Origin of the sequence: Pseudidiomarina halophila, assembly GCF_003987215.1 — a bacterium.
GTDB classification, from domain to species: domain Bacteria; phylum Pseudomonadota; class Gammaproteobacteria; order Enterobacterales; family Alteromonadaceae; genus Pseudidiomarina; species Pseudidiomarina halophila.
Genome location: NZ_PIPW01000001.1, coordinates 872,051 through 897,835, shown reverse-complemented (window position 1 = coordinate 897,835; position 25,785 = coordinate 872,051). Strand labels below are relative to the sequence as shown.

The following is a 25,785-nucleotide window of genomic DNA, read 5'->3' as shown; positions in this document are numbered from 1 at the left end:
AAGCGCTTTCATCATAGGCTATTAAACAACCTATCGTCAAAAAATAATAAAGATTGAGGCCGTTATGACCCAACAGACAACAAATTATCGGTTCGCGCTTACGGCGTTAACCTCGTTATTCTTCATGTGGGGCTTTATCACCTGCATGAATGACATTCTGATCCCTTACCTGCGGCTGCTGTTTGATCTTAATTATGCCCAGTCGATGTTGATTCAGTTCTGTTTCTTTGGTGCCTATTTCATCGTGTCGGTGCCGGCCGGTCATCTGATTGGTAAGATTGGCTACAAGTCAGGTATCGTCACCGGTCTGATGATTTCCGGCGCGGGCTGTATATTGTTTTATCCAGCCGCCCAGGCAGAAGTCTACGGATTATTCCTGTTGGCACTATTCGTGCTGGCATCGGGGATTACTATTTTACAGGTTGCGGCTAATCCTTATGTGACGGTGCTAGGCGACCCGCGCACAGCGTCCAGTCGTCTGACCATGACGCAAGCATTCAACTCGCTGGGCACCACCGTGGCACCGTTCTTTGGTGCCTGGCTGATTTTTGGTGGCGTGGCGGATCCGGAAGTTACCGGCGTCTCTAAAGATACCGTCAGCCTGCCGTATTTTATTCTGGCCGGTACCCTGGTACTGATGGCGTTTATTTTCATGCGTCTGAAGTTGCCGAATATGGGCAAGGTTGATCCAACCGAATATATTCCAAGTGACGCCAAAGCCTGGAAACAGAAGCATCTGATGTTGGGTGCCGTGGGTATCTTTGTTTATGTCGGCGCCGAAGTAGGAATAGGCAGTTTTCTGGCGATGTATATCGCCGACCCGGCTATCGGCGACATGAGCATGTCAAAAGCGTCCCATTATATTTCCTGGTATTTCGGTGGTGCGATGGTCGGACGTTTCCTCGGTGCGGCAATCATGCAGCGGATCAGTGGTAACCGGGTGTTGGCATTCAATGCACTGGCTGCGGTCATTTTAGTGGCCACCACCATGCTGAGCTCAGGTGCTCTGGCGATGTGGTCCCTGTTGTTTGTCGGCTTATGTAATTCGATTATGTTCCCGACCATTTTCAGTCTGGCATTGCAGGATCTCAAACAATGTCGTGGTCAGGGGTCGGGCATTTTATGTCTGGCGATTGTCGGCGGCGCAATTGTACCGTTGATCCAAGGCTTCCTCGCTGACCGTGTTGGCATTCAGATGGCCTTTATAGTGCCGTTGGTATGCTATGTCTACATTGCATATTATGGCATGAGCGGGTATAAACCGCGGCAATCACAAGTGGTGCAGGAGGCAGCTAATGCAGCAGAGTAAATTACCAAAGAAGGTTTTAGCGACGTGCATCGCATTAGCTTTGATGGGGTGTACAGAGGTCGCAACTGAGAAACAGTCAGAACCTGCAAATACACCGATCTGGCCCGCAATTGCATCACCTGTTGCGCTGGATCCAGCCCTCGAGCAAAAAATCACGGAGATGCTGGCCGAGATGACTCTGGAGCAAAAAGTCGCCCAGATGATCCAGCCGGAAATCCGCGATATTACCGTGGACGACATGCGCCGCTATGGTTTTGGTTCTTATCTGAACGGCGGTGGCGCGTTTCCAAACAATGATAAATACGCCACCCCACAGGACTGGATCGCGCTTGCGGAAGCCATGTATCAGGCGTCTGTGGACGATACCCAGGACGGCAGCAGTATCCCGACCATGTGGGGCACCGATGCTGTACATGGTCACAACAACGTGATTGGTGCGACGATTTTTCCCCATAACATTGGCCTGGGTGCAGCAAATAACCCCGATCTGATTGAACAGATTGCTGCGGTGACAGCGCGTGAGGTCATGGTCACCGGTATTGACTGGGTGTTTGCGCCTACGGTTGCGGTTGCGCAGAACCTGCGCTGGGGTCGTACCTACGAGAGCTATTCGGAAAACCCGGCTATCGTGCGCGATTATGCCGCCGCTATTGTGCGTGGGTTACAAGGCAAACCGGGTGAGAATTTCCTCAGCGAGCAGCATGTCATCAGTACCGTCAAACACTTCGTTGGTGACGGCGGTACCACTGACGGTATCGATCAGGGCAATACCGAAGTTGATGAAAAAACTTTGTATCGTATTCACGCCCAAGGTTATGTCGGTGGTCTGGAAGCTGGCGCACAAACGGTAATGGCGAGTTTCAATAGCTGGAATGGTGAAAAGATTCATGGCAGTGAGTATTTATTGACGGATGTGCTGAAGCAGAAGATGGGCTTTGATGGCTTTGTGGTCGGTGACTGGAACGGTCATGGGCAAATTCCGGGCTGCAGTAATCACGATTGTCCGCAGGCTGCCAATGCCGGCTTAGACGTTTACATGGTGCCGACCGGAGCCTGGAAGCCTTTGTATGAAAATCTGGTACAACAGGTGCGTGACGGTGTTATCCCGCAGAGTAGGGTTGATGACGCGGTGCGCCGCATCCTGCGGGTGAAAATGCGCGCTGGGCTGTTTAATAAGCCGAGCCCGGCAGAGCGGCCGTTGGCGGGGAAAACCGAGTTGATTGGTAGCAGTGAACACCGCAGCGTTGCGCGCGCCGCAGTGCGCCAGTCGCTGGTGCTGCTGAAGAACCAGAACCAACTGTTACCGCTTGATCCGGGCCAGCATATTCTGGTGGCAGGGTCAGGGGCTGATAACATCGGTCAGCAATCCGGCGGCTGGACCATCAGTTGGCAGGGCACCGGTAACACGAATGACGACTTCCCGGGCGGTACCTCGATTTATACTGGTATTGCCGAGCAAGTGAGTGCCGCTGGCGGAAAAGCGGTGCTGGCAACTGACGGCCGATTTGAAGAACGCCCTGACGTTGCCATTGTCGTCTTTGGCGAAGAGCCGTATGCCGAAGGCAATGGCGATATCGCCAACCTCGACTATCAGCGTGGCAACGCCACAGATCTGGCGTTACTGCAACAGTTGCAAGAACAGGGCATTCCGGTGGTAAGTTTGTTTATCAGTGGCCGCCCGTTGTGGGTGAATCCTGAGCTGAACGCGTCCGATGCCTTTGTCGCCGTGTGGTTGCCTGGCAGCGAAGGCGCAGGTATTGCAGATGTTATTTTGCGTAACGCTGCGGGCGAGATTCAGTATCCGGTACAGGGACGTTTACCATTTTCCTGGCCAGCCACTCCTGCTCAGGCCGATCGCCGTTCGTTAAACCCGGAAAATCCACCGTTGTTGCCAGTCGGTTTTGGCTTAAGCTACGGCGAAAGCGATGAGCTCGCCACTGAGCTACCGGTGCAATTCGGTGACGCCAGCACTACAGCGACACTGCCGGTGTTTGATCGTGCGCCGCAGTCGCCCTGGCTGATCGAGTTGCGCAGCGGTGCTGAACGCAGCATTGTCGAAAGCAGTATCCAGTCTCTGGGCGCTATCACCACTGAAACTTTCGACGATCAAGTGCAGGAAGATGCGCGTACCATGCAATTTGCCGGTACTGACGCAGCGGCTTTTAACTTTGTCAGTCCGTTCCCACGTGATTTACGTGCCTATGCAGAGAAAGACGGTGCGCTGGTCGTTACCCTGCGGCTGGAATCGGATGTGCCGGATGATGCGAAGCTAACGCTTTACTGTGGCGAAAATTGCGGTATTGCAGTCCCCGTTGGCGAGCATTTGCGCGCCTTAACCGCAGGCGAATGGCAGACGCTGGCGTTCGATGTTGCGTGCTTACAGGATTTAGGTCTGGATATGGCCAAAGTAAGTGGCATCTTCGGTCTTGCTTCAAGTGAGCAATGGAGTGTTAGTTTTAACGATGTGCGATTGGAACCTGAGGCTGACAACAGCAGTATCTGTTTATAATTGCATATTAACTTTAGCTTTCTTCCTTCCAAAAAAAAGCCTGCTTACGCAGGCTTTTCTTCAGTTCCAGGGTCGTTTCTTTCTTCGTTTCAGGTTTGCTCAAACCTGTGTCCTGACACTCATCAGAAGCTATATCTAGCTCCCAACGAGTACCGCGGACCATACTGACGGGCGAAGAGGAACTGTTCTTCATACCGTCCGTATCCTTGCTCAGTCTCATTGTTCAGGTTGATACCTTCGAAGAAGACTGTAAAGCGATCGGTGATGTCATAATTCACACTCATGTCCCACTGGCCGTATTCACGGGCATACTGTGGAGGAGCATCAGCGGAACCTTGTGCCTGACCCACACCAATCAGGTAACTGTCGCGCCAGGCATAAGTAACTTTGACTGAAAAGCCATGCTTTTCATAGAAAGCCTGGAAGTTTGCTGAGTTACTTAATCCCGTCAGTGGTGCTTGTTGGGTCAGGCTATCCGTATCAAACTCAACATCGCCGTCGACGACGGTTGCGTTGGCGCCTAAACCAAAGCCACTTTCGCCAAACACGTGTTGTACGGCCATTTCAACGCCTTCAACCATTTTGCTATCGGTATTGCTCGGCTGGGTAATGTTCCAGACAATCAGAGGATCATCGGAGTTTGGCTCAATCACGCCTTCGCCGTTGCCATATCCAAGCGCCAACATTTCTTCAAAAATCGCTGTGCTTGTGGCCTGTTCGTTACGGGCTTCAAGTGAGGCAATTGCCTCCTGATAACGAGGTCCCTGGAAAATGTCATGCAGGCCATCAATAGTGATTTCGGTGATGGTGTTCTGAATGAAGTTATCCACGTCTTTACGGAAGTAACCAATCGAAGCATAACTTGCCGGCCCGTAGTAGTACTCAAGCGCAACGTCGAAGTTGGTAGACTCATAGGGCAGTAGGTTGGTATTACCCTGACCACCCACACGTGAGCCAGGTTTTGGACTACCGCTTAAGGAGCGGCCACCGGCTAATGCACCTAAAGGTGCGCGGGTGATGGATTTACCGTAAGAGAAACGGCCGATAAGGTCTGGTGCTAACTCAACCTTCAGGTCAAACATTGGTAAGAATACGTCATGTTCACCATTCAGGGTTAAGAAGCTCGCTTGATCTTCCGGTTCGTATTGCATGATCCATTCTGATGCACTGACCCAGTTGACCTGACGCTCAACCCGTTGTTTGGTGGTACTGCTGACATCGGTTTGTTCGTAGCGAACGCCAACATTCAGTTGCGAATAGTAGCCAGCGATCTCAAAGTCCCAATCGGACTGAATAAAGATTGCATCGGTAACTTCATTGACGCCAGACTGACTGTCGATCCCGTTGCTAAATGGGTCTGCTAAATAAGCGTCGCTGCCCATAAGCGCTTCGGTCAGGTAGGCACGCTGGCGGGCAACTGCTTCATCAAAGTCGTAGGTGTAATAGTAGTTGGTTAACAAATCGCTACCGCCACCGGCAAACTGATCGAGAAAATCACCGGTGTCATTACGGGTAAACATCCCATCCGGGAAGATAAAGGCAAATGACGGATTGAATCCCGGACCACCTTCTAAGCCGCTCCAGGCTGTATAACCGCCAAAGGTCTGGTCGGTACGTGACAGGCCAGCAGTCACTTTAACCAAGGGTAGATCAAAAGTTCCGTTGTTAAACCACTCCGATTTGAACTGGTACTGTTTCACCGTCGACTCGCCCGGACGCCGGAAAAACTGACTAAAGTTTGAGTCAATTTCACTTGGCATCAGCTCGTTGGTGCCGTTGGCCCAGTTAATCAGGACTTGTGGTATTTCACCGGTACGGTAGTCGTAGATTTTTGAGTTCAGTTGATCTGAACCCAAAATCACCTGACCAAAAAAGTTGCTGCCCGGGTCGACGCCGTCATCGGTTTCATTACTTGAATCATGAGCGTCGAACCAAAGTTTTAAGTCATTGTTGACGTCATAGGTAATATTCAGGCCAACAGACTCAGCCTTAACTTCAGTGGTGCCTTTCTCTGCAGTAAAAGAACCGTCATTACCGGAGATATCGGCGTACAGTGCTGTCCCATTCTCATCCAGTTCGTAGGAGTTGATATTGCCACCAAACTCATTCCAGATCCCCCAGCCGAAAGCGGTGCGGCCAGTGAGCGAGCGGCTCGCCGTGTAGTCAGCGGTGATCATCAGATCGCGAATTGGCGCAAACTGTAAGGTCAGTTGACCGTTTGTCCGTTCCTGGCTGAGATCTTCAATTCCGTAGTTCATATCTTTCGGGAAGAAATGATTACCGATGCGGTTGCCTTCCTCATCGACCGGACGTGGGTCAATAAATTCGCCTTCAGCCAGGTCGGGTAAACCGACGTTGGCCTGCCAACCCTGAATATTCGCCCGTTGTACCTGGAAGTCGCGACGGTAGTTGGAGAAAGAGAAGGCGACACCAAAGGTGTCATCTGCAAAACTGTTACTATAAACAGCTGCTATTTCGGGAGTGATGTCGTCACCTTTCTCCACCGAAGTATCATGCATGCCTTTGGCCATAATGGAAAAGGCTTCGCCGGGGCGCTCGAGAGGGCGAGTGGTGACGATATTAACAGTCGCACCCAGACCGCCACTAGGCAGTGCTGCTCTTGCGGTTTTGTACACCTCAAGCGCACTTACACCCTCTGACGACAGGTTTTCCAGATTGTACGAACGGGTGTTACCGGTACCCGGCATTTGCCGTCCGTTCAAGGTAATCAGGTTGAAGTCAGGACCGAAGCCCCTCACCGTGATCTGACTACCTTCACCATTGACCCGGCTGACCGATACACCGGTAATGCGTTGTAACGATTCAGCCAGGTTGGTGTCAGGGAATTTTCCCATTTCTTCCGCACTAATGGCGTCAACAACGCCACTACTATTGCGTTTGAAATCGACGGAGCGAGCCAGACTACCACGGATACCCCGTACTTTAATGACTTCTACCGCTTCTTCCTGACCGGTTTGTTGAGCCGATTGCTGTTGCTGGGTCTGTTCTTGCTCTTGCTCGTTATTTTGAGCATTGTCCTGTGCATATACGGGCGCAATTAGACCTGCTGTAAGTACCAGGGAGATTGCTGCAGCGACCGGACTTTTCATAAACGTAATGGTTTTCATAATTGTTTTATTCCGTTTCTGTTGTCGTACGCGTTAAAAGTTTGCAATTTCAACGTTATCAATCTGATAGACCACGCCCTGGCCGGTACCCCAGGCGGGGAAGACCATAATGACGTTGATATCACTGATATCGAGACCCGCATCGAATAAATCTTGCAGCGGGAAGTTATAACGCGCCCATTCACCGACTACTGGAGCCTGGTCGTAGTTACCTGCAGCTAAGGGTAATTCAACAGCTGTTGCTGCACCGGTCGATTCAAGTTTAAAGAACCAGTCGGTTTCACCGCCACTTGGCGCAGTAACAATGCGCATGTCAAAACTCACTGCGCCGTTTGCCACCAGCGGAGAAGCATCATAAGAGACTCCTTCTTCGGCCAGGAAACCAAGCACTGTTTCAGGCCAGCCGGGAATTTCAAACTGCGCGACTGAGCCATAAGGCGCACCAGCGTCAACGACTTGTGGCGTGGTGCCGGCACAGCAGTCCCACAATGACCAGCCAGAAGCGATGTTATTTTCGAATACGGTCAGACCGTCATTGCCAGCGCTAGGGTTATAAATACGCGCTTCATCGACACGATAGACAGCGCCCTCGCCAGTGCCCCAGGCAGGGAAGATCATGACGACATCGATTGCTGACACATCTAGACCCAAGTCGCTTAATGTCTGTAATGGGAAGGTATAAGTGGTCCACTCACCGATAACAGGCGCAGTGCCGGCGTTACCTGTTGCCAAATCAACTTCAACTGCAGTTGAGGCGCCATCGGATTCGATCTTAAACTTCCAGACTGCATCAGGTCCTGCTGGCGGACTGACAACTTTCATATCGAATTGCACCACACCTTCAATTTGAATAGCTGATGCATCGAACTGAATACCACTGCCATCCGGTGGTTTAAAGCCCATGACCGTTGGCGTTGCGCCGATTGAAAATTCTGCTACTGAGCCGCGCTCCTGATCATCGACAACGCTTGGCGTGGTTCCGCCACAGCAGTCCCACAGTGGCCACTCAGGGTTTTCTGTGTCGCCGAATAACACTAATTCGGGTGAAGGGCCTTCAGGCGCCGCAATCTCGACATTAGTGAGTAGATATTCCGCACCTTCTCCGGTACCCCAGGCAGGGAAGACCATAACTACATCTATGGCTGAGACATCAAGACCTGCATCGGAAAGCATTTGCAGTGGGAACGTATAGGTTTGCCATTCACCAGCAACCGGTGAGACGCCTTCGCTGCTTGCTGAGATCGGAAGTTCAGCGAAAGTTGAGCCTTCATTGCTCTCTACCTTGAACAGCCAGGTAGAATCCGGGTTGGCAGGTTGTGACACCACTTTCATATCAAAGCTTACTGAACCGGTTTCCAGGATCGGTGAAGCATCAAATGGTGATGGCGTGCCGTTGGGATCGGTGATAAACGCAGCACGGCTGATAAAACCGTTAACTGTCGGCGCGGAACCCACGGTAAAGCGATAGGCGTTACCGGCTTCTGGATCCTCAACAATCTCTGGAGTTGAACCGCCACAGCAGTCCCATGCCGGCCAGTTTGGATTAGGCGTACCGTCAAAAATAGTTAAGTTACGGGCGATACCGTCCGAAGGGGGTGAGGGGATTGGAGCTTCACCCTCAACCAGAGTTTCTTCGTCTTTATAGCCAGCGCGAATAGTTTCGCAACCACGACCCGTTTGCGGATTTTGCGCACATTCGTAAACCCGAACGTAATCAATTTCGAAGGTCTGGCCATTAGCAAAAGCTTCCGGATCGACGCCTAAGTTATTCACGTTCTCGGGCCAGGTGCCACCGACCGCTAAGTTCATGATTAAATGAAACCGCTGATCAAAGGGTGCCGCGTCATACACGGTTTCCAGTTCGCCCGTGGCTTGATTAAAGAACTCGGCAAACCAGCCGCGATGACGCAGGCCAACAGCTTCGCCTTTACTGTTGTAGCGAACAAGCGACTGCATTTGGGTTTGATACAAATAGCCGTCAACGTACCAGCGAATTTCACCTTCCTGCCATTCAATAGTGTAGGTGTGGAAATCGTCAGCCGGATTCTCACCGCCGGGCAGGGTGTAGGCTTTACCTGATGACGAGTTGTTTGGCGCGTCACGACCGTAATGCAAGGTACCGTAAACCTTTGACTCAAGGTTACCTTCGTCGTCTTCGGTTTTCAGGTTGACTGCTTCGACGATATCGATTTCACCTGAGTTTGGCCAACCGCCGTAAACTTCGTCTGTTGGAAACATCCAGACTGCCGGCCATGAACCTTGTCCATACGGCATTTTCGCACGTACTTCAATGCGGCCGTAGGTAAAGTCGCCTTTGTATTTACTATTCAGGCGTGCTGATGTGTAAGGTTTTTCAGCTCCTTCGTCTGCGGGCAGAGCGACGATCTTGAGCGTGTCGTTAGAAACAAACGCATTGGCAGAACTGTCCGTATAGCACTGCTGCTCCTGGTTCCCGCCACCCTGACAGTTGACCTCGAAATTCCATTTATTCGTGTTGACAGAGCTGCCGGAAAATTCGTCACTCCAAACCAACTGCCAGTCACTTACCGGTGCAGTGGTATCGATTGCGTCAAAGTCCGAATTGGTCTTTACATCGCTACCACCACCACATCCGGCAAGGCCAAGCGTTACAAAGAGAGCCGCAATGTGACTCTTTTTTATTATTGTGTTGTGCATAACTGAGTTCCTGATTGTTTACTCGCGTTGTTCTGTTGTTGTTCTGTAATCGTCACGCCGAAGCTTACGATTTGCTATAATGTAAGCGCTTTCATACCATAGAACAAGAACTTCTGAGCGTCAATCGTCTCTGCTTAAAAACTATGCATCAGATCGTCAAGATAATGATTTAACTCAGATTAGTTGCGTTTATACCAGGCCAGTGTGGTATCAAGCATGCGCTGGCTGAAGCCCCACTCATTATCGTACCAGGCCATGACCTTTACCAGACGGCCGTTGACGCGGGTTTGGCTGGTATCGAACACGGATGAGCTTGGGTTGTGATTAAAATCAATGGATACCAGCGGCAGGGAGTTAATGCTGAGTACATCAGCTAACGGCTGCTGTTTTGCCGCGTTACTAATAATGTCATTTACTTCAGCCACATTGGTTTGCCGTCCGGCAATGAAAGATAAGTCCACCAGTGAGACATTTTGAGTCGGGACCCGTACAGCTAATCCTTCGAAGCGACCCTGGAGTTCGGGGATAACGAGTCCTACTGCAGCTGCTGCGCCAGTTTTTGATGGGATCATTGAAGTCGCAGCAGCACGCGCACGTTGCGGGTCGCTGTGATAGGCGTCTAGCAGGTTTTGATCATTGGTATAGGCATGAATGGTGGTCATCACACCTGATTCTATGCAGAGCTGCTGATGCAGTGGTTGGGCGATGGGAGCCAGACAGTTGGTCGTACAGGAGGCATTGGAGACAATCGTCATATTCTGGCTAAGTTGTTGATGGTTAACGCCATACACTATAGTGGCGTCAGCATTTTTAGCAGGCGCTGAAATCAGAACTTTCTGTGCGCCTGCCTGCAGATGCGCTGAGGCACCTTCACGGTCGGTAAACAAACCAGTACATTCGTATATGATATCAATATTTAGCTCACCCCAGGGAAGTTGCGCCGGATCGCGTTGACTGAAAAGCTTGATGGTCTTGTCATTGATGGTGAGTGTATTCGAACTTTGTTGAATATTCCCCGGAAAAATACCGTGTACCGAATCAAATTTAAGCAGGTGGGCGTGGATAGCGGGTTCGCCGAGGTCATTGATAGCCACAATTTCGATGTCGTCGTGCAGTTTACGCTCGCACCATGCCCGCAGAATGTTTTTACCAATACGGCCAAAGCCGTTGATTGCGACTCGAATGGTCATAAAGTCCTCACTTGATCAGTTTTGCTGGTTCACAGATAAAATTATGTAATAAAATTACACTGAAACCGCAAACGATCAAGTGGGTGAGTGCGAAAATGTAAAATAATTACATCCTAGCCTTTATGTTTGTCGAACCTTGAATCGCGTAAGCTTTCCTTTATCAGCCGCAACTTGTCACGAAAATCTGGTCCACGGCGCAGGGTATAGCCGGTGATTAAGACATCAATCAACACCAGTTGTGCAATCCGTGATGCCATTGGCATGTAGACATCGGTGTCTTCAGGTACCTGGCTGGAAAGTACGATCGAGCATTCGTCGGCGAGCGGACTTGGATCTGCGGTAATCCCTAACACTGTAGCTTGCGTCTGACGCGCGATGGCGGCAATTTCACACAGAGCTTTGGTGCGGCCGGTATGGCTGATAAACACCAGCACATCGGTGGGACCTGAGTTGATGGCTGCCATACGTTGCATCATGACATCGTCGGAAAACAGCACTGGCGTATCAAAACGCAGAAACTTATTCTGCGCGTCATGGGCAACTGAGGCCGACGCACCAAGTCCGAAAAATGAAATCTTGGTAGCGTTACTCAAGGCCTCAATTGCCTGCTCTAAACGGTCGATGTCGATATGCTTGCGGGTTACGTTGAGCGCCGCCATAGTGGATTCGAAGATCTTACCGGTAAAATCCTCGGTGCTGTCATCTTGTTCTACGTGACGGTTTACAAAAGGAGTTCCTTTGACCAAGCTTTGGGCAAGTAAGAGTTTGAAATCTGGATAACCTTTCGTACCTAAGGTGCGGCAAAACCGGTTTACCGTCGGCTCACTTACTTCGGCAAGCTGAGCCAGCGTGGCTATACTTTTATGAATTGCACCCTGTGGGTCAGCCAGGATGACATCCGCGACTTTACGCTCCGATTTACTTAAAGAGGCGACTTCACTGTGCAGTTTCTCAAGCAAGTTCATGTTTGATGTTCCAGATTATCTTTTGTAATTTTATTACATTTATTGGATTTATCGAGAATTCACTGTTAGCATCCTAGCTGATTTGTTGCAAAATTACATAACCAAGAGGCAAATAATGACAACAGCTGCTGAATGTTGCGATCTCATTCTATTTGGTTCGCTCGGCGATCTGGCCCGGCGCAAGTTACTGCCAGCGCTTTATCAGCTTGAAAAGGCAGAACTTTTGCACGAAGACTCCCGTGTCATCGGAGTAGCGCGCGAAGCACTATCGGCGGATGATTTCCGTGAACGCGTAAAGCAGAGTCTAAAAGAATTCGTAACTAAAGAACAAATCGACGAGGATGTATGGCAACGCTTTGCCAGTAAGCTGCATTATTGTGCCATCGACCTGGCTGACCTGGACGCCTACACTGAGTTAGCTGAGCTCGCGACACCCAAGCAGCGCACGCCAATCTGTTATTTTGCAACACCACCCAGTTTATTCCCAGTGATTTGTGACGGTCTGGCCAGCATCGAGCTGAATCAGGCTCCAGCACGGGTCGTTCTGGAGAAGCCTCTGGGCCATGATTTAGCCTCATCACGTAAGATCAATCAGCACGTGGCGTGTTATTTTGACGAGTCGCAGGTCTATCGGATTGATCATTACCTGGGTAAAGAAACCGTTCTCAATTTATTAGCCTTGCGATTCGCCAACTCGATTTTTTCCGATCACTGGAATTACAACACCATCGACCACATTCAGATCACCGCCGCAGAGCAGGTAGGTGTTGAAGGACGCTGGGGCTATTATGATGACGCCGGGCAGCTGCGCGATATGGTGCAGAACCACTTATTACAGGTAATGTCACTGATTGCCATGGAGCCGCCGACCCGGCTTGATGCAGACAGCATCCGCGAAGAAAAACTAAAAGTACTCAAATCGTTGCGGCCCATCACCCAGAACAATGTCCGCGAAGATACCGTGCGTGGTCAGTACGCTGCTGGCTTTGTTGGCGACCGAAAAGTACCTGGCTACATGGAAGAAGAGGGTGCCAGTGGTAAGAGCAAGACCGAAACCTTTGTTGGCCTGAAAGCTCATATCGACAACTGGCGCTGGTCTGGCGTACCTTTTTACCTGCGCACTGGTAAACGTATGCCGCAAAAACGTACCGAGGTCGTGATCACCTTCAAGGCTCAGCCGCATAATATTTTTCATGAAACCTTAAGTCAGTTACCACCTAACCGCTTGATCATTCGTTTGCAGCCCGACGAAGGCGTCGAAATTCAGATGATGAATAAGATCCCGGGGCTTGGTAAACGCATGCAACTGAAGCCCACTACGCTCGACCTAAGCTTTTATGAAACCTTTGAAAGTAAGCGTATTGCGGATGCTTATGAACGGTTGTTGCTGGAAGCCATTGAAGGCAATCAATACCTGTTTGTGCATCGGGAAGAAGTGGAACATGCCTGGCGCTGGATTGATGGAATTCGTTCAGCATGGTCAGAAGTTGATGAAGCGCCTAAGTCCTATCCGGCAGGAACCTGGGGTCCCGTCGCTTCAGTCGCGCTGCTGGCGCAGGATGGTCGTGAATGGGATGACGAATCATGACAGTAAGTATACAACGCTTTGCTAACGACAAAGATCTGGTTGCTTATTTTAACCGCAAGCTCCGTTTACAGCTTGAACAGGCCATCGCCGAGCGCGGACACGCTTATTTAGTGGTGTCGGGCGGACGTACCCCGATTCCGTTATTTAAAACACTGGCGAAACAGCAACTGGCGTGGCCGCAGGTTACTATCGTCCTCGCTGACGAGCGCTGGGTTCCGCCAAGTGATGCCGCCAGCAATGAAAAACTGGTTCGTGAACATTTGCTGCAGGAACAAGCTGCGGCAGCTAAATTCGTCAGTTTGTTGAGTGCGGAGGAGGATCCTTATGAAGCTGAAGAAGAAATCAGCGAGCGCCTGGCGCAGTTGCCCACCTTTGATGCGGTGATTTTAGGCATGGGCGAAGATGGACACACTGCATCACTCTTTCCCGGCGCAGAAGAACTGCAGTGCGGTTTAACTACCGATGCCGCAGCCCTGGCGGTTACACCAAAAGACGCACCTTTAGCGCGTATGTCAATGAGTAAAAAGCGGCTATTGGACAGTCGTCAAATCTATTTTCATTTAAGCGGCGGAGCGAAAGCTGCGGTGCTTGACGAGGCTCTGGCTGAGCAAGACGTTGCGTCGATGCCGGTGCGGGCTTTTCTGCACCAGCAGCAGGTTCCCGTTGAGGTGTTGTTAGCATCAGCTTAAGAGTTCAAGGAGTTTTAGTATGCATCCGGTTATTGAACGTGTTACCCAACGCATCGAAGCCCGCAGTGAGGCTGAGCGGCAACGCTATTTAGACAAAGTTGCGCGCGCCCGGGAAAAGGGTCCTCATCGCGGGGCCTTATCCTGTGGCAACCTGGCCCATGGCTTTGCCGCTTGTGGTAAAGAAGATAAAGGTGGGCTGCGCAGCCTGACCAAAGCAAATATCGCGATTGTTACCGCCTACAATGACATGCTGTCGGCGCATCAGCCTTACCATGATTACCCGGAAAAGTTGAAAAACGCTATCCGTGACGTGGGTAGTGTGGCGCAAGTTGCCGGTGGTGTGCCCGCCATGTGTGACGGGGTTACGCAAGGGCAGCCGGGTATGGAGCTCAGTCTTATCAGCCGTGACGTCATTGCCATGTCAACGGCGGTAAGTCTGTCACACAATATGTTTGACGGTGGTTTGCTACTGGGTATTTGTGACAAGATCGTGCCTGGGCTTTTGCTCGCAGCCTTAAGTTTTGGTCACTTACCTTTTGTCTTTGTCCCGGCCGGACCTATGCCTTCAGGTATTACCAATAAGCAAAAGGCACGCGTGCGAGAGCTTTACGCTGAAGGCAAGGTCAGTAAAGATGATTTACTGGAAGCTGAAGCGGCTTCGTACCATAGCCCCGGTACCTGTACCTTTTATGGTACCGCGAATTCAAATCAGTTGATTATTGAAATCATGGGCTTGCAATTGCCTGGGTCATCATTCGTCAACCCCGGCTCAGGCTTGCGCGACGAGCTGACGCGCGTGGCCGCACAGCAGGTCACCCGGATTACCGATTTAGGCACGGATTACCAACCCATAAGCTCCATTGTAACTGCGAAGAGTCTGGTTAACGGTATCGTTGGTTTACTGGCTACTGGCGGATCCACCAACCACACCATGCATTTAGTCGCCATTGCCCGGGCCGCGGGTTACATCATCGACTGGGATGACTTTGCTGAGCTTTCCAGCGTCACGCCGTCTGTTACCCGTATTTATCCAAATGGTGAAGCTGATATTAACCACTTTCAACGCGCAGGTGGTATGGCTTTTCTGGTGCGCACACTGCTTGATGCTGGCTTGCTGCATGAAGACGTGCAAACGGTTGCCGGCCCCGGATTGCGGCGCTACACCAAACGTCCTGAACTGGTTGACGGTAAAGTGCAATGGGTCGATGGACCTACGGAATCACTGGATACTGATGTGCTGCGTAGCAGTGCCACACCTTTTAGCGATCACGGTGGCTTATCGGTATTGCAGGGCAATTTAGGCCGCGCGATTCTTAAGACCTCGGCCTTACCGGAAGATCGCACTAGTATTACCGCACCTGCCGTAGTGATGTCGAGTCAGCACCATTTGGATGCTGCATTCAAAGCAGGTGAGCTTGACCGCGACTGTGTCGTGGTGGTGCGTTTTCAGGGGCCCAAAGCGATTGGCATGCCCGAACTGCACAAGCTGACACCGCCTTTAGCTGTGTTACAACAACGCGGTTACCGGGTCGCACTGGTGACTGACGGTCGTATGTCAGGTGCATCAGGCAAAGTGCCCGCAGCTATTCACGTAACGCCGGAAGCGGTGGATGGTGGTCTGATCGGCAAAATTCAGGATGGCGATCTGGTTCGGGTTGATGCCGGGAGCGGTGCGCTGGAGTTATTAGTTGACAGCAAAGAACTTGAACAGCGTCCGCAAGCTACATTAGATTTGAGCGCCAGCCATGAGGGCATGGGGCGTGAGTTATTTGGTGGCTTCCGGGCACAGTTCAGTGGTGCCGAGCAGGGCGCCTGTGTGCTTTTTGCCGATACTTAACACTAACTTTTAAAAGTGACAACTATGGTAACTGATACCACGGATATTAACATTGAAGGTCATGCTGTGGTCGCCGATATCGGGGGCACCAATGCGCGCTTTTGTCGTATTAACCTGGCGACTTTCGAGCTTGATCGTATTCAGGTGTTTGCCTGTGCTGACTATCCAACCCTGAATGACGTTATGGAAGCCTACCGGGATGAGCAGGAGGTTGCGTTAGAACACGTTGCTATCGCAATTGCCTGTCCGGTAGATTCTGACCAGATTGATATGACTAACCATCACTGGCAGTTTTCAATTCGGGGTGTTCGTAAGTCTATGGGATTGAAAACCTTTATTGTACTGAATGACTTCGCGGCAGCAGCGATGAGCCTGGTCACGCTGGAACCGCATGAGTTAAAGCAGATCGGTGGTGGTAAAGTTGACCCCAATGCTCCGAAAGCTGTGTTAGGCGCAGGCACCGGATTGGGCGTTGGTCATTTGGTTAAAATGCCTGACGGCACGGTCATGCCTCTACCTGGCGAAGGTGGGCATGTTGATTGGGCGCCAACGAATGAGAAAGAGTGGGCCATTCATCGCTTTATTGCCAATCGTTTTGGCCGGGTGTCCGCTGAACGGGTGTTATCTGGTCCAGGTTTAGAAACCCTTTATCTGGCGCTGGCAGATTATCATGGGCGCAATGTGGTACCGCTGAGTGCTGCGAAAATTGGCCAACGGGCACTAAGTGGTATCGATACCTTAGCGGTTGAAACTGTAAATCAGTTTTTTGCGAGTCTCGGCAGTTTTGCCGGAAACCTGGCCCTTACCCTGAATACCTATGGCGGCGTCTATGTTGCCGGAGGCGTGGTGCCAAAGCTTATGGGACTGATGAGTACGTCAAACTTTCGTGCCCGGTTCGAACATAAAGGGCGCTTTTGCAAAGTTGCCGAAGCCATCCCTTGTTTCGTCATCACCGCTGATTACGCCGGTTTGCGTGGCGTTGGTCAGTATTTGAAGCAGACCTTGCAGCAATCAAAAAAGAGCAAACTATGAGTTTCCCCAACTGGGCATTAAGTCCTGAAGAATTATTTAGCATGGGTCCCGTGGTGCCAGTGATGGTCATCGACGACATAGCCGATGCGTTACCACTGGCTGAAGCGTTGTTGGCTGCGGATATCCGCGTATTAGAAGTTACTTTACGTACCTCTGTGGCGCTGGAAGCCATTCGGTTATTACGTGACGCGTTGCCTGAAGCTGTGGTGGGCGCTGGGACGGTGACCACCCCAGAGCAATTAGCTGAGGTCACTGCAGCTGGTGCGCAATTCGCTATTAGTCCGGGAATTACCATAGAGTTACTCAAGGCCGGTGCAGCTGGACCCATACCCTTATTACCGGGGGTTGCGACAATCTCTGAGTTAATGCAGGCGCATGCCCTGGGGTATCGTTATCTTAAGTTCTTTCCTGCCGAAGCAGCAGGGGGCACAGCGATGTTGAAATCTATTGCTGGTCCGTTTCCCGACGTACAATTTTGCCCGACGGGTGGAATTCATCAAAATAACTTCCGCGACTATTTAGCGTTACCCAATGTGCGCTGTGTCGGTGGTTCGTGGATCCTGCCAAAAACCGCAATAGCTGCAAAAAACTGGCAAGAGATCACGCGCTTAAGTGCTGCCGCGCGGCCATAAAAAAAGGGACCTTAGAGGTCCCTTTTTGGTCGTTCGCTTAAATTAAAGCGCGACGATGTTTTCTGCTTGCGGGCCTTTAGGACCTTGCGTAATCGTGAACGATACGTTTTGGCCTTCGGCTAAGGTTTTGAAACCGGTGCTAGCGATTGCGCTAAAGTGTGCAAACACGTCTGCGCCACCTTGCTGCTCGATAAAACCAAAACCTTTCGCTTCGTTAAACCACTTTACAACGCCATTTACTGTATTAGACATAATATTTATCCTGAAATTTTTATAAAAATAGCCGCCATGGCTGATGCCAGTTGACGGGATCATGCGGGTAAAAAATGGAGATTTAAAACTACAGGACGAAGATTTACTGCTAATAATGCGACGTAGAGAGGTTTAACTTTCAAATTCTTATCCAACGCCGCCCACAATACGCTTATTTGTAGCTAAGTCAAATTTTAATTCATTTAATTTTATGAGACGCTTGTTCCATGGCGAATAATAAAAAACAAGATAACTCGAAGAAGCTGCAGCGCACCATCCGGTTTCCTCTGTTGGTGCTGTACGGTATGGGCACCATGGTAGGTGCTGGTTTCTACGCGCTGGCAGGCAAGGTGGCAGGAGTCGCTGGGTTATTTGCCCCGGTCGCGTTTGGGGTAGCTGGCTTGCTCGCTTTATTTAGTGCGCTGGCATTTGCCGAGCTGTCATCCAGGCTTCCCCATGCTGGCGGCTCTGCACGTTATGTCGAGGAAGCATTCGGCAAAAAGTGGTTATCCGCAGTCATTGGCTGGCTGATCATTGTCACCGGTATCGTATCCTCAGCAACCTTGACGGTGGCCACGGTAAGGTTCATCCAGGATTTTATCAGCGTGCCCGAGCAAATCAGTACCGTTGTGGTCGCATTAATCCTTGGCGGAATCGCTGCCTGGGGTGTGCGCATGGCGGTCGGGGTGGTGGTCGGCATTTCAGTTTTGCAAATAGCCACCTTGCTGTATGTGATTTTTGCTTCCACCACGGTGCCTGAATCGACCGCCGTGAGCTGGACCGAGCTTTGGCCTCCACTGGAGAGCACAGCCTGGCTAGGCGTTTTGAGCGCTGCTTTTCTGGCGTTTTATGCGTTCATCGGCTTTGAAGACATGGTCACTATGGCGGAAGAGGTGCGTGACGTTAGAAAAAGTCTGCCATGGGCGCTGGTTCTTAGTCTTATTCTTACCGCATTACTGTATGTCATTGTCAGTGCTGCGTTAGTACTGGCTATTCCACCAGAAACTCTGGCCGAAGCCAAAACGCCACTTGCTGCAGCTGTGCGTCACCATGGCTCCGTGGCCGTAGCCGCAATAGGCGTGATAAGCATTTTGTCGGCGGTGAACAGTGCGTTAGTGCAAATTGTAATGGTTTCTCGCGTGGCCTACGGCATGGCCGATAGGAATTACGCGCCGCAACTACTTGGCAGGGTTAGCGAGCGCACAAAGACCCCGTGGCTGGCAACGCTACTGGCGACAGTTGTAATCGCTGTGCTGGCAGTATTGTTAGAGATGACCACGCTGGCTAACGTAACCAGTCTGGTACTGCTGGCGGTGTTTAGTCTGGTCAATTTTGCGCTGTGGTGGCTGAAAGGGCAGGACGGAAAACAGCAATCCCGGTACTTTAATTTGCCGCGCACTTTGCCACTGGTAGGCGCCGCTGTATCAACGGCGGCGCTGGTGTTTAAGCTTCTGCAATTAATTTAACTGGTAACTCGTGCCGCGCGGGCATAAAAAAAGGGACCTTAGAGGTCCCTTTTTGGTCGTTCGCTTTAAATTAAAGCGCGACGATGTTTTCTGCTTGCGGGCCTTTAGGACCTTGCGTAATCGTGAACGATACGTTTTGGCCTTCGGCTAAGGTTTTGAAACCGGTGCTAGCGATTGCGCTAAAGTGTGCAAACACGTCTGCGCCACCTTGCTGCTCGATAAAACCAAAACCTTTCGCTTCGTTAAACCACTTTACAACGCCATTTACTGTATTAGACATAATATTTATCCTGAAATTTTATAAAATTAGCCGCCATGGCTGATGCCAGTTGACGGGATCATGCGGGTAAAAAATGGAGATTTAAAACTACAGGACGAAGATTTACTGCTAATAATGCGACGTAGAGAGGTTTAACTTTCGAATTCTTATCCAACGAAGCGAAGACTACGCTAATCCTTAGCTAAGTCAAACTTTATTTCAAAATAAATCGTTCAGCTAAAGGAATGGTGCTGGCTTGTGAATTCCATAACCTTGTCCATAGTCGATACCAATACTTTGCAAATGTGGAATCAATGCGGTGTCTTCAATACACTCGGCTATAGTGGCAACATCCATTACGCCCGCGATATTTTGAATGGACTGGACGATCATCTCACCAATCTGGTTGGTAAGAATATTGGTGATGAAACCGCCATCTATTTTTATGTATTTAATCGGCAATTTGTCGAGATAATTAAAAGTTGCAACGCCACTTCCGAAATCATCAAGCGCAAAGTTTATTCCGAGTTCAGCTATCTGCTGCATCATTACCGCCGTTCGCGATAAATTTGCTACCGCTGCGGTTTCAGTTACTTCCAGGCACAAATTCTGAGGATTCACACTGGGGAAGTCGACAAGTAATTGCTGAATATAATCTTTGAAATCTGGATTACTCAGGGTAATCCCCGAAGTGTTTATAAATAACTTTGGGATAGCCGTTCCGGATTCCTGCATTGTTACAATAGTTTGGCATACCTTACGGATGATATGTCGATCAAGCTGCTCAATAAGGCCAAATCGTTCAGCCGCAGTGATAAATGAGCCGGGGGGCACCAGGGTGCCATCGACGTCGATAAGTCGACTTAAAATCTCCTTATGACAGGCAGTCTCAGGATGACTCAAGGCAACAATCTCTTGTGCATAAAGGACAATACGATCTTCGCGCATTGCTTCTTTCAGACGACTGACCCAGTCCATATCTTTTAGTTGTTGATAGATATCAGCGTCACTTGAATGACTCACCTGAATTCGGTTACGGCCTTTATCTTTTGCCAGGAAACATGCCGAATCAGCCAAGCTCAGTGCATCGGTATAACTGATGCCGATGGAGCTGCCAAATTCCGCAATGCCCATACTTGCAGTAACGCTATATCGATGACCATCCCAGAAAAAGCAAATATCATTTATGCACTGACTTAAAGCTTCTGCAACCCCGAGTGCCTGATCTGCGGTGTAATCAGGTAGCAGCATAATGAACTCATCACCCCCCACACGTGACAAAAAACCGCGCTGAGTTTCTTTTTGTAAGGCGTCCGCGACCTGTACTAATAATTCATCACCGGCATTGTGGCCGCAACGGTCATTGATTATTTTAAAATGATCTAAATCCAGATATATCAGCGCCTGAGAGCCTTTCTTATTTGCTAGTTCAGTGCTTCGTTTTTGCAATTCCCGGCGATTAAATAGTCCAGTGAGCGGATCGTGGGTCGCTTGATAAGATACCGTTTGCGTTAAATTATGCGCTTCGGTTACATCGTGTCCTTGCACAAAAATACCGGTAACCTTGCCGCTGGTATCAGTAATGGGTTGAAAAATGAAATCGACAAAAGTTTTGCGCGGCTTAGTTTCACCCTCCGGATACGCATAAAACTCCAAAGCATGGGCTGAATAGGGTTGCCCTGAGCGAACCACTTCATCAACAAGCGCAACGAGACCTTGTTCTTCAACTTTAGGGATCGCCTCTACCAGCGTTTTACCGACAATATCGTACTGCGCCACAAGTTCGGTGTAGGCTTGGTTTGCCATTTCAAAACGATAATCATCACCGCTAAGTATGCAGATAAAACCTGGCGGTTGTTTAAATAACTCATGAATTCGGGCACGCTCGGAAGAGAGCAGGTCTAAGAAGCTAATATGCTGATCGAACTGATCGTTTGAGTTCGTAATGCCAAGTGAAGAGGGGTAGTTTTTGTCTTTCAAATTGACGAGTTCGGTGATATCTGAAGGTTGATTTAGAATATATTCAACATTGCCCTGGTCGTCTAATACCGGGGCTTTCACCACTGCCCAATAACGACTTTCACCTGCGGAATTACCGGATTCACCTGGACTTTGCCAGTCGTATCGAAGAAGCGGAATACGGTCGGGTTGTTTAGACTCGATCACCCGCCGAAAAGACGCTAGTAATTGTTCATTTTGTTCGTCGTTACCACTATTCAACGCATCTAAAAGCGTTCGACCGACCATGCTCGTCTTTTTCAATCCCACCAATTTTTCATAAGATTGATTACAGGTCACCACTGAAAACGACGTATCAAAAACAACCACAGGAGACAGGCTATTGTCGAATACTTTTTTGTAGTCAGTCATTTGGTTGTTTTTTGGCATTTGGTGAACTCAGTTTTTCAAGGTGGTGAAAAAGCAGTTATTAAAGGCGACAGAAAAATCCCGGTGGTAAGTCACGTGCTTAAGCAGAGTATCATTTGCAGAAGATAAAACCTATTAGAGTAATTGAAGCCAATTTTATCCTAGGGCATGCTATCGAAATTTAGCAAGTCAGCTGGATAGACAGAGCCAAACGCCGAGATTTCGGCGGATAGACTTTTAGACTAATAGTTTGGGTAGGTGAATGGGACGAAACCAGCCAGTTTTTTTGGCTGACTGGCAGTCCATAAAGATGTTACTGGCATCATCTAATCCTTTTAGGACTAGTGGCGAGGATAGTTAGGTTATTTCAGTCGCATGGAATTTTTTACTGAAGTTACACCTGTTACGTCACGGGCTAGCCTTATAGCTGTGTTCATATCAGCGGTTGAGCTAACGAAACCGCTGAGTTGGACTACGCCTTTAAAAGTTTCAACGTTAATTTCACTGACGGCCAAATCGGGATGATTGAAGATGGCGGCTTTAACTTTAGTAGTTATAACTGAATCATCAAAGTATTCACCGGTGCTTTCTCGCTGTGGCGATGCGCCACAACCGGTTAGTATTAATCCACTTAAACAAAGAAAAAGCACCATAAAAAGGTTACGGGTGTTCATGAGCTGTTAATCCTATAGCAATCAACCGAATTGGTTGAGCTCAGATTATAGCTCCCATCACAGGGCAGTAATGTGCGCTATTTAACATACCGCAAGATAAATTGGATTCTATTCAGTCCTTGAGTCGCAGACTTTAACCCTCAAATGACCCGCGTCGGCCTGAGTTTTAGAAAAAGAAGGTGTGGTATGACAAATCGAAAACCGGATGGGGGATTAATTGGTACGACCGAGTGGATTCGAACCACCGACCTCTACCATGTCAAGGTAGCGCTCTAACCAACTGAGCTACGGTCGTACACTTTGGATACGTTGTTCACGTTGCGTGAACGGCCGCTATATTATTCATTCTGCTGCGGTGACGCAAGCCATTTTTATCAAAAAAACCGCTGCATCGCGCTGACTGCTTAACAATCGAGCAACTGAAGCTGTTCAAGTTTCGTTTGCTGGCTGCTGCGCAAGTTGAGGTGACTAGCGCAACACCTGGCCAAGCTGATTCTGCGCAATCAACCTCACGACATAAGAAACTTTAAACAAACCCGCCAGAAAAATCTGCAGAAAATGTAACACTGCGATCAACATTAACGGAAATTGCGCTTCCATTCCCCATGCCATGTAAGCAACAATTAGAAACAAAGCTAAAAAGATGACCATAGCGGCATTGGCACTACGTAAAAGAGTGTTTGCTGTCATAACCAACATCCTTAATGCATGTTTGATAAAGTGCATTATTCATGTATCTTTGACGAAGATCAAGTTTTCTGGAAGGCCTGCTCATGCAGTTAAAGAAGTATACGGACTACGGTCTGCGCATTTTGATGTACTTGGGTGCTCATGAAACCCATGCAGATGCGCCTAAATTGACGACAATACGGGATATTTGCGAAACCTTTGGTCTCTCGGCGAACCATGTGAATAAAGTGGTTCACCATTTGGGACGGTTGCAGCTAATTGAAACGCGGCGTGGCAAAAACGGTGGGTTTTTTCTGGCGAAAGCGCCGGGCGAAATCACGCTGGATTATGTTATTCGTCAGTTGGAGGGCGATGAGCCCTGGATTGAATGCCACAACCCTTATTGTGTGGCATTACCGGCGTGTGAGTTAAACGGCATCGTGGCGCGCGGTAAAGAGCTGTTTTATGAGTATTTAGCGCAGTTCACCCTGAATGACCTGCTTAAGAAACAGGGGCAGTTGCGGCAGATTTTTTCAACAACGCCGTAATTGCGTTGCTGATCCCGTCAAGGGTTAACGGGTACATGCGGCCTCCCAGCAACTCATGCATCATGTCGATGGAATGGTGCCAGCGCCAGTGTTCCTGAGGTTGTGGATTCAGCCACACGGCGCTGTCGAAATGCTGTAACAAACGTTGCATCCAAACCTCACCCGGCTCTTCATTCCAGTGCTCAACACTACCGCCGGGGTAGGCGATTTCGTATGGACCCATGGTGGCATCACCGACAAAAATCAATTTGTAGTCACGCCCGTAACGGTTTATCAGCTCGCGGGTCGGTGTCTTTTCGCTAAACCGACGGTCATTCGACTGCCAGACTTCTTCGTAAACGCAGTTGTGAAAGTAGTAAAACTCAAGATGCTTAAATTCACTGCGTGCTGCGGCAAATAGTTGTTGGCACTCATAGATAAAGTCATCCATTGAGCCACCAACATCAAACAACAACAGTACTTTGACTGCGTTATGACGCTCGGGGCGCCATTGCAAATCAAGTAACCCGGCTTTTTTCGAGGTTGCCCGGATGGTTTCGTCCAGATCCAGCTCTTCAGCACTTCCGGTACGCGCAAATTTCCGCAATTTACGTAGCGCGAGTTGCATGGTGCGATTATTGAGCTCACCTTCGGTGTCCAGATCACGGAACTCGCGCTTATCCCAGACTTTAACTGCACGCCGCGCGTTGGAACCGTCCTGACCGATGCGAATGCCCTCCGGATTGTAGCCGTAAGCACCAAATGGAGAAGTACCACCGGTGCCAATCCACTTGTTGCCGCCGGCATGACGTTCCTGCTGCTCTTTCATGCGCTCTTGAAAAGCCTTGAGCAATTCATCCAGTCCGCCCATGGCTTGCAGTTTAGCTTTATCTTCGTCGGTCAGTTGGCGTTGCAGCGAACGGCGTAACCATTCCTCGGGAATGGCGCTCGACAAGTCGACCTGTTCGACACCTTCAAAGTATTCGGCAAAGGCCCGATCAAAGCGATCGAACTGACTTTCATCTTTGACTAAGGTCAGCCGTGCAAGATAATAAAAAGCTTCAACATCGGCAAAGACGATCTGCTGTTTGAGTGCAGCAAGCAAATCGAGCAGTTCGGTAATACTGGTTTTTAAACCATGCTTGCGCAGACAAAAGAAAAACTCAATCAGCATCAGCTTTCCCGGCGGCGTGACATAAAGGCCAGCTTCTCGACCAGTTGCACGTCTTGCTCATTCTTAAGCAAAGCGCCAAACATGGGCATGAGACCACTGCTCTCCTTCAGCTCCTGCGCTCCAATATCTTCTACTAATAGCAGCTTGAGCCAGTCAATAAGTTCTGAGGTGGATGGCTTTTTCTTCAGATTGGGTAATTTGCGAACGTCGAAAAATACTTCCAGCGCCGTCTGCAGCAAATCGCGCTGTATATCAGGATGATGGACGTGAACGATTTTCGCTAAGGTTTCTTTATCAGGGAAGTTGATGTAATGAAAGAAGCAACGCCGCAAAAACGCATCAGGCAGCTCTTTTTCATTATTTGAGGTGATCACCACAATAGGGCGGTGCTTCGCACTGACTTGCTCGCCAGTCTCATAAACATGAAACTCCATCTGATCGAGCTCATGTAGCAAATCATTGGGAAATTCAATATCTGCTTTATCAATCTCATCGATCAATAGTACCGGCCGCTCGGCAGCGGTAAACGCCTGCCAAAGCTTGCCCGGTTTAATGTAGTTGGCAATGTCATGCACTTTGTCGCTGCCGAGCTGACTGTCGCGTAAACGCGATACGGCATCGTACTCGTACAGGCCTTGCTGTGCTTTTGAGGTAGATTTAATCTGCCAGCGCAACAAGGGTACCCCAAGACTCGTGGCAAGCTCTTCCGCCAGTTTGGTTTTACCGGTACCCGGCTCACCTTTAAGTAAAAGTGGTTTCTCCAGGATCACCGCGGCTTGCACCGCCAGGGCTAACTCATCTGCAACGATATAGTTTGAGGTACTGCTAAACTGCATGAAAAA

At 49.7% G+C, this 25,785-nt stretch carries 20 protein-coding genes and 1 tRNA gene; 9 read left to right on the top strand and 12 right to left on the bottom strand.

The window, feature by feature from the left end; translation table 11 throughout:
* Positions 1-64 precede the first annotated feature (64 nt).
* Positions 65-1,309 (top strand): sugar MFS transporter, encoded by a 1,245-nt coding sequence (locus tag CWI69_RS04260; protein ID WP_126762184.1) that lies wholly within the window; start codon positions 65-67, stop codon positions 1,307-1,309.
* Positions 1,296-3,818 carry a glycoside hydrolase family 3 protein gene (locus CWI69_RS04255; protein ID WP_126762182.1) on the top strand — a complete coding sequence of 841 codons (2,523 nt, stop codon included), beginning with the start codon at positions 1,296-1,298 and terminating at the stop codon, positions 3,816-3,818. The genes CWI69_RS04260 and CWI69_RS04255 overlap by 14 nt, the downstream gene beginning before the upstream one ends.
* A gap of 122 nt (positions 3,819-3,940) precedes the next feature.
* Here the strand turns inward: CWI69_RS04255 and CWI69_RS04250 are convergent, their stop codons facing one another.
* The 4 genes from CWI69_RS04250 to hexR all read right to left on the bottom strand — a co-directional run bounded on the left by CWI69_RS04250 (position 3,941) and on the right by hexR (position 11,777).
* A complete protein-coding gene (locus CWI69_RS04250; protein WP_126762180.1) occupies positions 3,941-6,946 on the bottom strand; it encodes a TonB-dependent receptor in 3,006 nt (1,001 codons plus the stop codon).
* A gap of 33 nt (positions 6,947-6,979) precedes the next feature.
* Complete coding sequence (locus CWI69_RS04245; RefSeq protein WP_126762179.1) at positions 6,980-9,622, bottom strand: glycoside hydrolase family 16 protein; 2,643 nt, start codon at positions 9,620-9,622, stop codon at positions 6,980-6,982.
* Between the two features lie 179 nt (positions 9,623-9,801).
* Positions 9,802-10,812, bottom strand: a complete 1,011-nt coding sequence (gene gap, locus CWI69_RS04240) for a type I glyceraldehyde-3-phosphate dehydrogenase (protein WP_126762177.1) — start codon at positions 10,810-10,812, stop codon at positions 9,802-9,804.
* Positions 10,813-10,925: 113 nt separating this feature from the next.
* Positions 10,926-11,777 carry a transcriptional regulator HexR gene (gene hexR / locus CWI69_RS04235; protein WP_126762175.1) on the bottom strand — a complete coding sequence of 284 codons (852 nt, stop codon included), beginning with the start codon at positions 11,775-11,777 and terminating at the stop codon, positions 10,926-10,928.
* Positions 11,778-11,892: 115 nt separating this feature from the next.
* Between hexR and zwf the strand changes: the two genes are divergently transcribed.
* Genes zwf through CWI69_RS04210 form a run of 5 tightly spaced genes read left to right on the top strand, consistent with a single transcriptional unit; the run spans position 11,893 to position 17,555 of the window.
* The gene (gene zwf, locus CWI69_RS04230) at positions 11,893-13,365 is read left to right on the top strand and encodes a glucose-6-phosphate dehydrogenase (RefSeq protein ID WP_126762173.1); all 1,473 of its coding nucleotides are present in this window, start codon (positions 11,893-11,895) and stop codon (positions 13,363-13,365) included.
* Positions 13,362-14,054, top strand: coding sequence for a 6-phosphogluconolactonase (gene pgl / locus CWI69_RS04225; RefSeq protein WP_126762171.1), 693 nt, complete (start codon positions 13,362-13,364; stop codon positions 14,052-14,054). Before zwf ends, pgl begins: the two co-directional genes overlap by 4 nt.
* Positions 14,055-14,073: 19 nt before the next feature.
* Positions 14,074-15,891 carry a phosphogluconate dehydratase gene (gene edd / locus CWI69_RS04220; RefSeq protein WP_126762169.1) on the top strand — a complete coding sequence of 606 codons (1,818 nt, stop codon included), beginning with the start codon at positions 14,074-14,076 and terminating at the stop codon, positions 15,889-15,891.
* A gap of 24 nt (positions 15,892-15,915) precedes the next feature.
* A complete protein-coding gene (glk, locus tag CWI69_RS04215) occupies positions 15,916-16,923 on the top strand; it encodes a glucokinase (RefSeq protein WP_126762167.1) in 1,008 nt (335 codons plus the stop codon).
* Positions 16,920-17,555, top strand: a complete 636-nt coding sequence (locus CWI69_RS04210; protein ID WP_126762165.1) for a bifunctional 4-hydroxy-2-oxoglutarate aldolase/2-dehydro-3-deoxy-phosphogluconate aldolase — start codon at positions 16,920-16,922, stop codon at positions 17,553-17,555. The genes glk and CWI69_RS04210 overlap by 4 nt, the downstream gene beginning before the upstream one ends.
* Before the next feature lie 42 nt (positions 17,556-17,597).
* Here the strand turns inward: CWI69_RS04210 and CWI69_RS04205 are convergent, their stop codons facing one another.
* Entirely contained in the window at positions 17,598-17,807 is a 210-nt protein-coding gene (locus CWI69_RS04205) for a cold-shock protein (RefSeq protein WP_126762161.1), read from the bottom strand.
* A gap of 227 nt (positions 17,808-18,034) precedes the next feature.
* Here CWI69_RS04205 and CWI69_RS04200 point away from each other — a divergent pair, with 227 nt between their 5' ends.
* Entirely contained in the window at positions 18,035-19,273 is a 1,239-nt protein-coding gene (locus tag CWI69_RS04200) for an APC family permease (RefSeq protein WP_126762163.1), read from the top strand.
* Between the two features lie 70 nt (positions 19,274-19,343).
* Here the strand turns inward: CWI69_RS04200 and CWI69_RS04195 are convergent, their stop codons facing one another.
* From CWI69_RS04195 to CWI69_RS04175, 5 genes are all read right to left on the bottom strand, one after another.
* Positions 19,344-19,553 carry a cold-shock protein gene (locus CWI69_RS04195; protein ID WP_126762161.1) on the bottom strand — a complete coding sequence of 70 codons (210 nt, stop codon included), beginning with the start codon at positions 19,551-19,553 and terminating at the stop codon, positions 19,344-19,346.
* A 216-nt stretch (positions 19,554-19,769) separates the two neighbouring features.
* Positions 19,770-21,902 carry a sensor domain-containing protein gene (locus tag CWI69_RS04190; protein ID WP_198678879.1) on the bottom strand — a complete coding sequence of 711 codons (2,133 nt, stop codon included), beginning with the start codon at positions 21,900-21,902 and terminating at the stop codon, positions 19,770-19,772.
* Positions 21,903-22,261: 359 nt separating this feature from the next.
* Positions 22,262-22,573: a BON domain-containing protein gene (locus CWI69_RS04185; protein ID WP_126762157.1), complete on the bottom strand. Its 312-nt coding sequence runs from the start codon at positions 22,571-22,573 to the stop codon at positions 22,262-22,264.
* Positions 22,574-22,791: 218 nt separating this feature from the next.
* Positions 22,792-22,868, bottom strand: a tRNA-Val gene (locus CWI69_RS04180).
* Positions 22,869-23,041: 173 nt separating this feature from the next.
* The gene (locus CWI69_RS04175) at positions 23,042-23,263 is read right to left on the bottom strand and encodes a hypothetical protein (RefSeq protein ID WP_126762155.1); all 222 of its coding nucleotides are present in this window, start codon (positions 23,261-23,263) and stop codon (positions 23,042-23,044) included.
* Positions 23,264-23,346: 83 nt separating this feature from the next.
* On the opposite strand from CWI69_RS04175, the gene CWI69_RS04170 reads away from it, so the two are divergent.
* Positions 23,347-23,790: an RrF2 family transcriptional regulator gene (locus CWI69_RS04170; protein WP_126762153.1), complete on the top strand. Its 444-nt coding sequence runs from the start codon at positions 23,347-23,349 to the stop codon at positions 23,788-23,790.
* Here the strand turns inward: CWI69_RS04170 and CWI69_RS04165 are convergent.
* On the bottom strand, positions 23,744-24,943 hold the full coding sequence (locus CWI69_RS04165; RefSeq protein WP_126762151.1) for a vWA domain-containing protein: 1,200 nt from the start codon (positions 24,941-24,943) through the stop codon (positions 23,744-23,746). The genes CWI69_RS04170 and CWI69_RS04165 overlap by 47 nt on opposite strands.
* Positions 24,943-25,779, bottom strand: a complete 837-nt coding sequence (locus CWI69_RS04160) for an AAA family ATPase (RefSeq protein ID WP_126762150.1) — start codon at positions 25,777-25,779, stop codon at positions 24,943-24,945. Before CWI69_RS04160 ends, CWI69_RS04165 begins: the two co-directional genes overlap by 1 nt.
* Between the last annotated feature and the right edge of the window lie 6 nt (positions 25,780-25,785).